The organism is Streptomyces durbertensis (genome assembly GCF_014156695.1).
Lineage (GTDB): Bacteria > Actinomycetota > Actinomycetes > Streptomycetales > Streptomycetaceae > Streptomyces > Streptomyces durbertensis.
In genome coordinates, this window is the sequence record NZ_WMLF01000119.1 from 1 (window position 1) to 13322 (window position 13322).

Consider the following 13322-nt stretch of genomic DNA (forward strand, 5'->3'; position numbering starts at 1 on the left):
GGCCACTGTGACGCGTTTGTCTGACGTCGTGCTGAGACCTCTGTTTCAGCGTCCGCCGCGTCCCGCCCGGACCGCCGCGCCCACGCGGCCGCGGGGACCAGGGAGGACGTCCGCTGAGACGGCCGTCTCAGCTGTCTGCAAGCGGCCTGCCAGAGCCGTCTGGAACCGTGAGTGCCGCGCCGGTGGAGCGACGCCGCGCCGGGGCGCGAAAGGAGATCCCAGAGCACCGCGAAGGAACTACGGGCAGCGTCCGACGAGTTCGTCCGAGTGAAGGGAAGCATCCGCCCATGGTGGAGAAGACACAGGCTCAGCAACCGGCCGGCCACGAACCGAAGTACTCGTATCCCATTCCCCGTACCTCGCCCAACGAGCCGCCGTGCCAGTACGCCCGGCTGCGGGCCGAGGAGCCGGTCTGCCCCATCAGCCTCCCCACCGGGCACCCGGCCTGGCTCGTGACCCGCTACGAGGACGTGAAGACGGTCCTGTCGGATCCGCGGTTCAGCCGCGAGGCGCTGTTCCGCGACGGCGCTCCCCGGGCGCAGCTGGTCGAGCCGGACTCCTCCAGCCTCATCAGCATGGACCCGCCGCGCCACTCGGTGCTGCGGAACCTGACGAACCGCGAGTTCTCGCCTCGCCGCGCGGAGGCCATGCGGCCGCGCATCCAGGAGATCGTCGACGGACTCCTCGACGACATGGCCGCGATGACCGGCCCGGTCGACCTGAACGCCACCCTGGCGCGCCCCATGGCCCTGCGTGTCATCTGCGAGCTGCTGGGCATCCCGTACGAGGACCAGCACCTCTTCGGCGCCTGGTGCGACCACTTCATGTCGCTCACCAAGTACACGGCCGAGGAGATCATGCGCTCCAACGCCGAGATGCGCGCCTACATCGCCGAGCTGGCCCGGGAGAAGCGGGAGAACCCCGGCCAGGACCTGCTGAGCAAGCTGGTCCACTCGATGGACAACGAACAGACCATCACCCACGAGGAGTTGGTCAGCACCGGCGTGATGTTCCTCCTCGCCGGGCACGACACCACGGTGACGGTCACCGGCGGCGGCGCGGTGCTGCTGCTGCGCAACCCCGAGCAACTGGCCCTGATCCGCAAGGACATGTCCCTGATGGACCAGGCGTGCGAGGAGATCATCCGCCTCGTCACCCCGGGCGACGGCACGTTCATCCGCATCACGCTGGAGGACGTGGAGCTGTCCGGCACCGTGATCCCGGCGAACTCCGCGGTCATCGCGCCCATCAGCTCCGCCAACCGCGACGGCTCCGTCTTCGAGGACCCGGACGCCTTCGACCTCCACCGCACGGACAACAAGCACATCGGGTTCGCCTACGGCACGCACTTCTGCGCGGGTTCGGCGCTGGCCCGCGCCGAGGTGCAGATCGCGATGAGGTCGCTCTTCTCCCGCTTCCCCACCCTGCGCCTGGCCGTCGATCCGGAGGACCTGCGCTGGCGGATGACCGCCGCTCTCGGCGGCTACGAGGAGATCCCCGTCATATGGTGACCGAGGCGACCACCCATCACCGCATCTGCCCGCTGTGCGAGGCGGGTTGCGGACTCAGCGTCGACATCGAGGACAGACGCGTCGTCCGGGTGCGCGGCGCCCGGGACGACGTGTTCAGCAAGGGCTACGTCTGCCCCAAGGGCATCGCTCTGGGAGAGATCGACCAGGACCCGGAGCGCTGCCACGCGCCCCTGGTACGCCAGCCGGACGGCGGGTTCGCCGAGGTCACCTGGGACGAGGCGTTCGCCGAGGTGGCGCGCGGCCTCGGCCGGGTGGCCGAGAAGCACGGCAAGGACGCGGTGGCGCTGTACTACGGCAACCCCGTGATCCACGCCGTGGGCATCCCGCTGTACGTGGCCGTGATGCGGCAGGTCATGGGGACGCGCAACGTCTTCAGCTCCAGCACGGTCGACCAGATGCCGAAGAACGTCTCGTCGGGTCTGATGTTCGGCGATCCGTGGGCGATCCCGGTGCCCGACATCGACCGCACCGATCATCTGCTGGTCCTCGGCGCGAACCCGCTGGTGTCCAACGGGAGCCTGTGGACCGTGCCGGACCTGCCGGGCCGGGTGCGGGCGTTGAGGGCGCGCGGCGGACGGCTTGTGGTGGTGGATCCGCGACGCACCCGCACGGCGGACGTGGCGGACCAGCATGTGGCGCTACGCCCGGGGACCGACGCGCTGCTGCTCTTCGCCCTGGTCCACACGCTGTTCGAGGAGGGACTGCACACCCCTCTGGACCCGGCGGTGTTCGCGGGTGAGCGGCAGGTCCGGGCCGCGGCGGAGGAGTTCTCACCGGAGGCGGTGGCCGGGGTGTGCGGGGTGGCCCCGGACACGATCCGGGGTCTCGCCCGTGACCTGGCCGCCGCCCGGTCGGCTGCCGTCTACGCGCGTCTGGGCACCACCGCCGCCGCCTTCGGTACCGTGACGAGTTGGCTGGTGGACGTGCTCAACGCGCTCACCGGCAACCTGGACCGGCCCGGCGGGGCGATGTTCGGCGAGGCGCAGCACAACGTGCTGCGCCCCACCGAGCCCCTGAGGTTGGGCCGCTGGCACAGCAGGGTGCGCGGGTTCCCCGAGGTGCTCGGGGAGTTCCCGGCGGCCACCCTCGCCGAGGAGATCGACACTCCCGGCGAGGGCCAGGTGCGGGCGTTGGTGGCCGTCGCCTGCAACCCGGTGCTGGGCGCGCCCAACGGCGAGCGGCTGGAGCACTCCCTCGCGAACCTGGACTTCATGGTGGCGGTGGACCCGTACGTCAACGAGACGACGCGCCACGCGGACGTCATCCTGCCGCCGCCGCGCCTGGTGGAGTCCGAGCACTTCGACATCGTGCTGTCCCGGCTCGCGGTGCGCCGGGTGGCCCGCTACTCGCCGCCGCTGCTGCCGCGGGAGCAGGGGCGGCCGAGCGAGGCGCAGATCCTCGCCAGGCTCACCCTGATCCTCAGCGGCGCGGGGCCCGGGGCGGACCCGGCCGCGCTCGACTCCGCGATCATCGACAAGACGCTGGCGGCCGTGGTCGGCGCGCCCGGCTCGCCGCTGGCCGGCCGCGACCCGGCCGAGCTCAAGGAGCAGCTGACCGGCGAGGACAGCGCCGAGCGGCGGATCGACCTGATGATCCGGCTCGGTGCCTTCGGGGACGTGTTCGGGCTGCGTGCCGACGGGGTGAACCTGGCGGTGCTGCGGGAACGACCGCAGGGCGTGGACTTCGGGCCGCTGCGGCCCCGGCTGGCCGAGGTCGTGGGCACCGAGTCGGGGAAGGTGGAGCTCTTCCCGGAGCCGGTGGCGGGCGACCTCCCCCGCCTCGCGGAGTTCCTCGCGGGCGAACGGGACCGCGGCGAGCGGGACCGGGGCGAGGCCGGCTTCCTCCTCGTGGGGCGGCGGAACCTGCGCTCGGTCAACAGCTGGACGCACAACACCGCCGCGCTGTCGGGCGGCAGCAACCGCTGCACGCTCGAGATCAACGTGGCGGACGCGCGCCGGCTCGGCGTCGGCGCCGGTGACGAGGTGACGGTACGGGGCCGGGCCGGTGCGGTGGTGGCCGTCGCGGAGCCCACGGACCGGGTCGGCCCGGGAGTGGTGTGCCTGCCGCACGGCTGGGGTCACGGCCGGGACGGCACGCGGATGACGTACGCCGCGAAGTCGCCGGGGGTGAACATGAACGCGCTCACCGACGAACTGGTCGTCGACCCCCTGTCGGGCAACGCGGTCTTCAACGCGGTGCCGGTCCAGGTCTCACCCGGACGGGGTGATCTGCGCCAGTGCTGAGCACGGACCCGTCACCCCCGGCTCGGCGCTGGGACCTGCTGCTGCCCCACCGGGACAGGCTGTACCGGCTGGCGCGGACTCGGCTGACCGGTCACCAGGACGCCGAGGACTGCGTCCAGGAGGCGCTGTTGCGGGCCGCGCTGTACCCGGGGCTCGACCCGGAGCGGGTCGGCCCGTTCCTCACCTCGGTCACGCTGCGCCTCTGCGTGGACGTCCACCGGCAGCGGGAACGCACCCGCAGGTTCGTCTACCAGCACTCCTTCGCCCCGGAGACCGCGTCGGGGCCGGAGGAGGAGGCGTGCGCGGCCGCCGAGGGCACCTGGATGCTCCAGCAGGTGCAGCGCCTCGGGGGCAGGGAGCGTGAGGTGATCCTGGCCCGTCTGGAGGGTGCCGGCACCCGCGAGGCCGCGGGCCGCCTGGGGATCTCTGTGAAGGCCGCGGAGGGCGCCTTCACCCGGGCCCGGGCCCGTCTCCGCCGCTGGCACGGGGCGAGCCTGGGCGGCGTGTGAGGAGTCGCGACGCGCCGGACGCCGGGAGCACGCGCCACACTCCCGGCGTCCACACGACGGCCGCGAAGCCCGCTGCGGGCTTCGCGGCCGTCGAGCCGGGCGGCCGGCTCCGGGTGCGCTGCCGTCAGCGCGCCGTGTTCCGCGGTTCCAGGGCGGCCACCAGCGTGGAGTCGTGGTCGTAGGGCCCCGACGAGGCGGCGCCGCCGCCCGCGCCGCCGACGGCGAAGAACTCGGTCGTCGACGCGCGGTAGCCGTGCCACTCGGCGGGCAGGTCCGCCTCGAAGAAGACGGCCTCCACCGGGCACACCGGCTCACAGGCCCCGCAGTCCACGCACTCGTCGGCGTGGATGTACAGGGCCCTGCGGCCTTCGTAGATGCAGTCGACCGGGCATTCCTCGACGCAGGACCTGTCCTTGACGTCGACACAGGGCTGGGCGATCACGTACGTCATGTGGGTCTGCTCCGCGGGGTCGGGGGCGGGTCACGCCCGGGTGAAGGCGAGCACGGCGTTCTGGCCGCCGAAGCCGAAGGAGTTGCTGACGGCGACCTCGACCCGGGCGGAGCGCGGCGTCTTGGCGACGACGTCCAGCTCGATCTCGGGGTCCTGGCTGTCGAGGTTGGCGGTGGGCGGGATGACTCCCCGGCTGACGGTGAGCGCGGTCACGGCCGCCTCGATGGCGCCGGCCGCGCCGAGCGAGTGGCCCACCACGCCCTTGATCGAGGTGACGGCGGGCCGCTCCCCCAGTACCCGTCGGACGAGCTTCGCCTCGGCGACGTCGTTGAGCGGCGTCGACGTGCCGTGCGCGTTGACGTGGTCCACGGTGTCCGGGGCGAGGCCGGCGTCGTCGAGGGCGGCGCGCAGGGCGAGTTCGGCGCCCGCGCCGGTGGGCTCGGGGGCGGTGGCGTGGTACGCGTCGGCCGAGGCGCCGTACCCGGAGACGTGCGCGTACACCCGGGCGCGTCGGGCCCTGGCGTCGGCGGCACGCTCCAGGACGAGGACGGCGGCGCCCTCGGCGGGGACAAACCCGTCACGGTTGACGTCGAAGGGGCGCGACGCCGTGCGCGGGTCGTCCCGGCGGCCGCTGAGCGCGCCCATCTGGCTGAAGCCGGTGATGATCGAGGGGATCAGGCACGCCTCCGTGCCGCCGGTGATCACCACGTCGCACACGCCCCGGCGCAGCAGTTCGCGTGCCGTGCCGACGGCCGTGGTGCCGGACGCGCAGGCGGTGGCGGTGACGAGGTTGGGGCCCCGGGCGCCGTGCTGCATCGCCACGTAGCCGGCGGGCATGTTGACCGCCAGCATGGGGATGAGCAGCGGGGACACGGTCAGCGGGCCGGTGTCCAGGAGGACGCGGTGCTGCTGCTCCCAGCTGGCGGCGCCGCCGATGCCGCTGCCGAGGACGACGGCGACGCGGGTGCCGTCCCAGTCGCCCGGGTCGAGGCCGCTGTCGGCGACGGCCTCGGCGGCGGCGGTGAGGGCGAACTGGCTGCTGCGGTCGTAGCGCCACGCCTTGCGCCGCCCGAGGGCCTTGTTCGCGTCGTAGTCGGGGATCCAGCATCCGAGGGGGGCGGGCGTTCCGTCGAGGGCCGGGACCGCCGAGGCGGCCGTGCCCCCGGGGTTCCGTATCGCGTCCCAGGACGCCTGGGTCCCGATCCCCGCCGCGGTCACCATGCCGATCCCGGTGACCGCGGCGTCGAACGTGCCGGTGGGGTCCGGCATCAGGCCGCCACCAGCTTCTGCTCGATGACCTCCACGGCCTGGCCGAGGGTGCTGTCGGCGTCGAGGTCGTCGTCGGAGAGCTTGACGCCGAACTCCTGCTGGACCGTCAGGGTCAGTTCCACCAGGGCCAGCGAGTCGAGTTCGAGTGCGCTGAAGGTGTCGTCGGGGTTGACCTCGTCGGTCTCGAAGCCGAAGTTGTCGACCAGCAGCTGGACCAGGCGGGGGTAGGTGTCGCTCATGGCGGTTCTCCTTGTCGGAGGCGAGGAACGGATCGCGGGTGGAGGGCGGTTGTCAGACGGGGGTGACGTCGGGCCACGTCAGGGTGGTCGCACCCCAGGTGAGCCCGCCGCCGAACGCGGCGAGCGCGGTGCGGTGGCCCGGGCGGAGGGCGCCTGCCGTGACGGCGTCGGCCAGGGCGAGGGGGATGGAGGCGGCAGCGGTGTTGCCGACCCGGTCCAGGTGGACCGGGAAGCGGGAGCGGGGCAGCCGCAGCTGGTCGGCGACCGCGTTCACGATGCGGACGTTGGCCTGGTGGGCGACGAGGACGTCGATCTCCTCGGGCGTCCACCCGGCCCGTGCCACGGCTTCGCGGGTGGCCTCGGTCATCCGCTCCACGGCGTGGCGGAAGACCTGTGCGCCCGCCATGCGGAAGTACGGGTCCGCCCGCTCGGCGTTCTCGGCGCGGATCGGGTGGCGTGAGCCGCCCGAGGGGACCTGGATCAGCGCGCGGCCGGTGCCGTCGCTGCCGAGGACCGGCGGGCCCAGCGCGCCGGGTTCGTCCCGGTCGCCGGCGCGCAGCACGACGGCCCCGGCCCCGTCCCCGAAGATCGCCCGGGTCGAGCGGTCCCGTGGGTCGAGGATGCTGGAGTAGGTCTCGGCCCCGACGACCAGGACGCTGTGCGCCGTGCCGGCCGCGATGAGACCGGCGCCCGCCGCCAGGCCGTACAGGAAGCCGGTGCACACCGCGGCCACGTCGAAGGCGGGTACGGTGCCCAGGCCCGTCCGGGCCGCCACCGCCGGCGCGGTGGCGGGGCAGGTGTGGTCCGGCGTGGTCGTCGCCACGATCACGGCGTCCACCGTGTCCGTCGACGCGGACTTGAGGGCCCGCCGGCCCGCCTCGACGGCGAGGTCGGACGTGGCGGTGCCGTCCTCGGCGAGGTGCCGCTGCCCGATCCCGGTGCGGCTGCGGATCCACGCGTCCGACGTGTCGAGTTCCCCGGCCAGGTCGGCGTTGGTGACCACCCGGGACGGCAGGTGGGTGCCGAGTCCGCACACCACCGCCGCGCGCGCGGCCGCCATCACGCGCCCCCGGGCTGGGGCTGTGCCGTCCGCTCCAGGGCGGCGACCTCGTCGCTGACCTCGCCGAGGTACTCCGAGACGTCGCGGTACGAGCGCGTCAGCGACACCTCGACGTACGGCATTCCGCGGCTGACCAGGTACTCCTTGACCAGCGGCTGGGAGCGGCGCAGGTTGCGGCGCGGCATGGACGGGAACAGGTGGTGCTCGATCTGGTAGTTGAGGCCGCCGTAGAAGAAGTCGGTGACCCGGTGGGGCAGGATGTTGCGGGAGGTCACCACCTGGCGGGTGAGCCAGTCCAGTTCCTCCTCGCCGTCGCGTACCGGCAGGCCCTTGTGGTTGGGGGCGAAGAGCAGGCCCATGTAGAACCCGAACACGGCCTGGTGGACGACGATGAACGCGACGGCCTTGCCGGGTGGCAGGACCAGGAAGACGACGGCGAGGTAGGCCGCCAGGTGCAGGGTGAGCAGGGCCAGGTCGGCGGCGACGTACCGCTTGATGGCGCCCTTGCGGGCGGCGATGTACCCGGAGAGGTGCATGCGCAGCCCTTCGAGCGTGATCACCACGAAGAACATCCAGGCCTGGTGGCGCACGATGAAGCGGGAGACGGCGCCGGTCTTCTTCTCGCGGTGGCCCGGGTCGAAGATGACCTGGCGTCGCGTGATGTCCGGGTCGAGGGAGAGGTGGTTGGGGTAGTTGTGGTGCTTGGTGTGGTGCTGCACCCACCAGCCGAAGCTGACGCCGGTGAGGAGGTTTCCGTGGAGGTAGCCGATGATGTCGCCGCCCCTGCGGGTGCGGAAGATCTGGCGGTGCCCGGCGTCGTGGCCGATCAGGTCGGTCTGGCCGAAGCAGATCGCCAGGTAGACCGCGACGGCCAGCTGCCACCAGCTGTCGCCCACGAGGAGGAACGCGGCCCAACCCGCGGCGAGCAGGAGCAGGTTGAGGACGATCTTGAAGGTGTAGTAGACGGGTTCGGGGTCCGTCAGGCCCGCCCGCTTCACCAGCGCGGTGAGCTCGTCGAAACTGGCCGGCGGGCTGCCGCCCGCCACGGCGCCGGTCCCGCTGGTCGTGGTCATATCGCTTCCTCGAGCCCCATGTAGGCGAGCCGGGTGTGCTGCATCTTCTGGGCCCACGCCCTGCCGGTCTCCATGCGTTCCTCGGGGGTGGTGTCGGCCAGGCGCCGGCCCGGCCACGCCTCGTAGTCGCCGAGGAGATGGCCGTGTTCGTCGATGCCCTGCTGGAACAGCGTCTCGCGGCGCATGAGTTGGTCCGTGGTGGGCAGCCGGCCCCACAGCTCGTATCCCTCCGCCATCAGCTCCAGGAGCCGTGGCTTGTCCTCCGGGTGCTTGAGCAGGTGCTCGCGCAGGATGGAGCTGCCGACGGTCAGGTGGCGGATCTCGTCGATGCCGGCGCCGCGCTCGATGTCGGCCGCCGCCGGGTCGAAGACCCGCCACTTGCGCTCACTGAGCTCGGCGGCGGGGGCGAGGACGCCCTCGACCAGGACGGTCAGGACCAGCACGCCGCCGATGAAGTCCCGCTCGTCGCGCAGCACTCGCAGGCCGAAGTCCTCCAGCGGTACGAGGATCGCGTCGCGGTCCTCGGCGGCCAGCCGGTCCACCTCGGCGGTCAGCTCGTGGGGGGCGGTGCCCAACTGCAGCAGGTGGCCGCGGAACACCATCGCGTGCCGCGCCTCGTCGACCAGTTGGGTCGCGTAGAACTCCATGCAGTTGTTGTCGGGCGCGAGGGCCACCATGTGGCCGATGGCCCGCGTCGCCTTCTCCTCGGCGAGGGAGCGGAAGGCCAGCTCCTGCTTGATCGCGCTGTTGAGCGGCCCTTCCCGCCGGACGACGTCCAGCGGCCGCACGTCGTCCGCGTGTCCGAGGACCTGCCCGCGCAGCGTTCCCTGCGGGACGGACCTCAGCCAGTAGGCCAGGTCGCAGGTCGCCGCCGAGAGCTCCAGGTTCAGCGCCCCGTCCATGAGCGAGGGGGCCTGCTCCCAGTCCGCCTCGGAGGGGATGTTCGGAGAGGTCATCACTGCTTCCCTTCTGGGTACGTCGGGTGGGCGGCGTGCATGCCCTGCAACACGCCGGCGAAGTTGACCAGGGGGGCGCCGGCGACGGCGGCGCCGGTCAGCACGCGGGCCACCACCAGCTCGTGGTCGCCCGCGGCGACCGTGCGTTCGAGCCGGCATTCGAGCCAGGACACGGCCCCCCGCAGCCGTGGCGCGCCCTGCGGCGACGGGTCCGCCCACGCCCTGGGCGGCAGCTGGGCGAGTCCCCTGGGCCGGCGGCGCCGGGCGAAGTGGCGGGCGAGCCACTCGTGGTCGGCGGCCAGGCCGTTGGCCACGAACGCCTCGGCCGCGAGCAGGGACCTCAGGCCCCGGCTGCCCTTGCGCAGCGCGACGCAGACCATGGGCGGGTCGCCGGGGATCGTGGTCAGGGTGGAGACCGTGACCCCCTCGGCTTCGGCGGGGCTGCCGCAGGTGAGGACCGCCACCCCGGTGACGAAGTGCCGCATCGTGGTGTCCAGGGCGGCCCGGGCGGCGGCCGGGACCGTGGCGGAGCCCGTCATGCGACCGGAAGCGGGGAGTCGTCGCCGCGCGTGGAGGCGGCGGCGGTGAACTCGCTCTGGAACCGCCGGTACGCCGGGTGCGCCTCGGGCTCGAAGCGCACCCCGAACGGCTTGAGGAAGTTCCCGAACAGCGCCCGGTCGCCGAAGAGGTGGATGGGCAGGGCGAGCAGCGCCCACTCGGCGCCCCACAGCCAGATCCAGGCGAGCGCCACCAGGCCCTGGGTGACCAGGCTGTGCATGACGTTGTAGGCCACGTAGTAGCCCTTGGAGATGTCGCCGTCCCCCTTGCGGCGGTAGGCGAGCGCGCCGGGGAGGTAGCCGACGAGGTCGATGTAGAGGAACAGCCCGATCGCGACCCACCAGCGGATCTCGTCGAGGTGGGCGAAGAAGAGGGCCACCGACACCACAAGCCCGAGGCCGTACTCGGCGCGCACCAGGCGGGCCGTGGTGGTGGTCATGAACAGGTTCCTGGTGTCCATCGCTCACTCCGCCTGGGCGCCGGCGAGCTGGATCTCGGCGGGCGGGAGGGCCACGGCCCGGGCCAGGGCCTCGTCGCCGACGACGGTTCCGTCGCCGCCGAAGAGCCCGAGGACCACGCGGGCGATGGTCTCCTTGAAGACCCGCTCGGCGACGGGTTCGAGGATGCCGGCGAGGCTCGGGATGCCGAAGTCGAACTCGGCGCGGAAGTCGACCAGGCAGCCGTTCTCGGTGGCGGAGATCCGCCAGGTCCCCTCGAAGGACTCGAAGTCCCCCTCGGTCTGGGTGAAGGAGATCGCCAGCCGGTCCGGGTCGAAGCGGTCGGACTCGCTCCAGCGCAGGATGCCGTTGCGGAAGTAGACCTCCCAGTCGCTGGTCTCCTCGTCGGCGCTGATCTGGTGGATGGTCACGTCGCGGACGACCGGGACGAGTGCGGGGTAACGGGCGAACCGCTTCACCTGGTCGTACCCCGCGGCCGGGGACGTGCCGGGCAGTTCGACGGCCACGTGGACACTACGCATGGGCGGAGTCACCTTCGAAGATCGGAACGTAACGGGCCGCCTGCGCGTGGCAGGCGCGGTCGAACGCCTCGTACAGGAAGCGCGTGTCCGAGGCGTCGAGGACGGCGGGCGGGGTGAGCCTGAGCACCAGGTGCGAGTTGAGCGAGTGGTTGGCCACCACGCCGTGCTGGATCAGCTCGATCAGCAGGTCGCCGGCGGGTCCGGGGATCGCGAACTCGATGCCGATGAGCAGGCCCCGGCCGCGCACCTCGCGCAGCACGGGGCCGTAGTGGCGCCGGGCGATGTCGCGGACGGTGGTGAGCATCTCGGCGCCGATGTCGCGGGCGCGGTCGACCAGGCCGTCCTCCTCGATGGCGGCGAGGGCGCCGCGCACGGCGGCCATGGCCAGCGGTGTTCCGGAGAACGTCGAGGTGTGCAGATAGGGGTCCTTGTCGAAGGCCGCGAACGCTTCCGGGGTCGCGATCACCGCGGACACGGGCAGGATGCCGCCGCCGAGGGCCTTGCCCGCGAGCAGCAGGTCGGGCGTCACGCCCTCGGCGTCGGCGCCCCACCAGGTGCCGAGCCGGCCGAGGCCCGTCTGGATCTCGTCGAGGACGAGGAGCGCGTCATGGGCGTGGCACAGCTCCCGCACGGCACGCAGGTAGCCGGGCGGTGGCAGTACGACGCCGGCCTCGCCCTGGACGGGTTCGACGACGACGCAGGCCCGTCCCGGCATGGTCCGAAGGAGCTCCCCCAGCGCGTCCGCGTCCCCGTAGGGCACGTGGTGGACGCCGGGCAGCAGCGGGCGGAACGGGTCCTGGAAGACGTCCTTGCCGGTCAGGCTGAGGGCGCCCATGGTCTTGCCGTGGTAGCCGTCGTGGGTGGCGACCAGCTGGTCCTTGCCCCGGGTCCGGGCGATCTTGATGGCGGTCTCCACCGCCTCGGCGCCCGAGCAGGCGAAGTGCACCCGCTCCAGGCCGGCCGGCGCCCTGGCGGCCAGGGCTTCGGCGGCCAGCGCGGCCTGGGGTTCGAGGAAGACCCGGCTCGCCACGGGGTGCCGCCCGAGCTGGTCGGTGACGTGGCGTACGACGGTGGGATGGCGGGCGCCGGTGATCAGCACGCCGTAGCTGCCGCAGTTGAGGAAGCGGCTGCCGTCCTCGGTGACGATCCAGGACCCTTCGGACCCGGTCTCGACGTAACCGCCGAAGAGCTCGCCGAGAGTGGCGCGGCCCTTGCTGAGGTGGGCGCGGTACAGCCGCCCGGTGTGCTCCCGGTGGTCGGCCGGCGCCTTTGTGGTTCCGGTCATGACGTCTCCTCAGGCCAGTCGCAGCGGCTTGCCGCCGACGTGCTCGACAAACGGCTCGGCGAAGCCGGCGCGGGAAGGCGGGTGGAAGGAGAGGCCGTGGGACGCGGCCGCCAGGTAGCCGACGTCGCCGCCGCCGATGAACGCCATGCCGCCGAGGAGTTCCACGGCCCCGCGCACGGTGTCGCCGATGGCGTCCTGGGCTCCGTAGCGGGCCACCAGGGCCTTGCCGAGCGCGGCGTTGCCCGTCTCGCCGTCCTGGATCATCCGGGCCACGCCTTCGAGCAGCAGGGTGGCCGTCTCCAGGCGGGTGACCAGTCGCGCCCGCTCGGAGACCGCGCCGCGCCCGGCGTCGGTGACCCGCTCGGCGAGGGCGCTGGCGATGCCGAGGTAGGAGGCGGAGATCAGCATCTCGAACCAGACGAAGCCGACGGTCTGGAGCTCGTCCAGTTCGCCGCTCTCCCCCAGCTCGGTCCGCATCACCTGCTGTTCGTCGACGGCGACGTCGGTGAGGCGGATCTCGTCGCTCTCCGCTCCCGCCAGCGCCCAGCTGGACCAGAAGGGGTGGACGGTCACGCCCTCGGCCTGGCGGGGCACAAGCAGCACGGCCGTCTCGCTGGTGCCGTCCGGGCCGGGCAGGGCGACGCTCGCCGTGAGCAGGTCCATGGACGAGGAGAGGCTGCACGGCTTCTTGGAACCGTTGACGAGATAGCCCTTGCCGCTGTCGTCCCGGCGGGCCTCCATGGTCGGTTCGAGGATGCCGCGGCCCGGCCTGCCCTCGGCGAAGCCGGAGGCGACCAGCAGGTTCTGCTCCACGATGCCTTCGAGCAGCGCCCATTCGACACCGCCGGACTGCAGGCTGTCGGCAAGGGAGAAGAGCGTGGCGACCGAGAAGTGGTGCATCGTGGTGGCCACGGCGAGCGAGGGCGACGCGGCGGCGAGCGCCCGGGTCACCTGGACCGCTTCCAGGGGGCTCGCCCCCAGGCCGGAGTACGTCTTCGGGATGACCAGGGCGGGTCCGCCGTGGGTGCGGAACAGTTCGACGGCGGGGCTCGCGGGCCGTTCCAGGGTGTCCAGCGGGTGCTCGGCGAGCGCGTCGAGCAGCCCGGGCACATAGCGCTCGCAGGTGTCGCGGGCGGCGTCCAGGGCGCGCATGGGAACTCCTTCGCGG

At 72.6% G+C, this 13322-nt stretch carries 14 protein-coding genes; 3 read left to right on the forward strand and 11 right to left on the reverse strand.

Annotated elements, in window-relative coordinates; genetic code table 11:
• Nucleotides 1-287 precede the first annotated feature (287 nt).
• From GL263_RS10705 to GL263_RS10715, 3 genes are read left to right on the forward strand one after another with little or no spacing between them, the layout of a single operon-like run.
• Nucleotides 288-1511, forward strand: coding sequence for a cytochrome P450 (locus tag GL263_RS10705; RefSeq protein WP_182855386.1), 1224 nt, complete (start codon nt 288-290; stop codon nt 1509-1511).
• The gene (locus GL263_RS10710) at nt 1505-3775 is read left to right on the forward strand and encodes a molybdopterin-dependent oxidoreductase (RefSeq protein WP_182855387.1); all 2271 of its coding nucleotides are present in this window, start codon (nt 1505-1507) and stop codon (nt 3773-3775) included. The genes GL263_RS10705 and GL263_RS10710 overlap by 7 nt, the downstream gene beginning before the upstream one ends.
• Nucleotides 3769-4284 carry an RNA polymerase sigma factor gene (locus GL263_RS10715; protein WP_182855388.1) on the forward strand — a complete coding sequence of 172 codons (516 nt, stop codon included), beginning with the start codon at nt 3769-3771 and terminating at the stop codon, nt 4282-4284. The genes GL263_RS10710 and GL263_RS10715 overlap by 7 nt, the downstream gene beginning before the upstream one ends.
• Nucleotides 4285-4408: 124 nt before the next feature.
• Here the strand turns inward: GL263_RS10715 and fdxA are convergent, their stop codons facing one another.
• From fdxA to GL263_RS10770, 11 genes are all read right to left on the reverse strand, one after another.
• The gene (gene fdxA, locus GL263_RS10720; RefSeq protein ID WP_182855389.1) at nt 4409-4735 is read right to left on the reverse strand and encodes a ferredoxin; all 327 of its coding nucleotides are present in this window, start codon (nt 4733-4735) and stop codon (nt 4409-4411) included.
• Nucleotides 4736-4765: 30 nt separating this feature from the next.
• The gene (locus GL263_RS10725; protein WP_182855390.1) at nt 4766-6004 is read right to left on the reverse strand and encodes a beta-ketoacyl-[acyl-carrier-protein] synthase family protein; all 1239 of its coding nucleotides are present in this window, start codon (nt 6002-6004) and stop codon (nt 4766-4768) included.
• Nucleotides 6004-6243, reverse strand: a complete 240-nt coding sequence (locus tag GL263_RS10730; protein ID WP_182855391.1) for an acyl carrier protein — start codon at nt 6241-6243, stop codon at nt 6004-6006. Before GL263_RS10730 ends, GL263_RS10725 begins: the two co-directional genes overlap by 1 nt.
• A 52-nt stretch (nt 6244-6295) precedes the next feature.
• Complete coding sequence (locus GL263_RS10735; protein WP_182855392.1) at nt 6296-7303, reverse strand: beta-ketoacyl-ACP synthase III; 1008 nt, start codon at nt 7301-7303, stop codon at nt 6296-6298.
• Nucleotides 7303-8376 (reverse strand): fatty acid desaturase family protein, encoded by a 1074-nt coding sequence (locus tag GL263_RS10740; protein WP_182855393.1) that lies wholly within the window; start codon nt 8374-8376, stop codon nt 7303-7305. Before GL263_RS10740 ends, GL263_RS10735 begins: the two co-directional genes overlap by 1 nt.
• Nucleotides 8373-9332, reverse strand: a complete 960-nt coding sequence (locus tag GL263_RS10745; protein ID WP_182855394.1) for a VlmB-like protein — start codon at nt 9330-9332, stop codon at nt 8373-8375. The genes GL263_RS10740 and GL263_RS10745 overlap by 4 nt, the downstream gene beginning before the upstream one ends.
• Nucleotides 9332-9871 carry a flavin reductase family protein gene (locus GL263_RS10750; RefSeq protein WP_182855395.1) on the reverse strand — a complete coding sequence of 180 codons (540 nt, stop codon included), beginning with the start codon at nt 9869-9871 and terminating at the stop codon, nt 9332-9334. Before GL263_RS10750 ends, GL263_RS10745 begins: the two co-directional genes overlap by 1 nt.
• A complete protein-coding gene (locus GL263_RS10755) occupies nt 9868-10350 on the reverse strand; it encodes a hypothetical protein (protein ID WP_182855396.1) in 483 nt (160 codons plus the stop codon). Before GL263_RS10755 ends, GL263_RS10750 begins: the two co-directional genes overlap by 4 nt.
• Before the next feature lie 3 nt (nt 10351-10353).
• A complete protein-coding gene (locus GL263_RS10760) occupies nt 10354-10869 on the reverse strand; it encodes a type II toxin-antitoxin system RatA family toxin (RefSeq protein WP_182855397.1) in 516 nt (171 codons plus the stop codon).
• Complete coding sequence (locus GL263_RS10765; protein ID WP_182855398.1) at nt 10862-12154, reverse strand: aspartate aminotransferase family protein; 1293 nt, start codon at nt 12152-12154, stop codon at nt 10862-10864. The genes GL263_RS10760 and GL263_RS10765 overlap by 8 nt, the downstream gene beginning before the upstream one ends.
• Before the next feature lie 9 nt (nt 12155-12163).
• The coding region (locus tag GL263_RS10770; RefSeq protein ID WP_323379340.1) for an acyl-CoA dehydrogenase family protein at nt 12164-13322 on the reverse strand (1159 nt) is incomplete at its 5' end.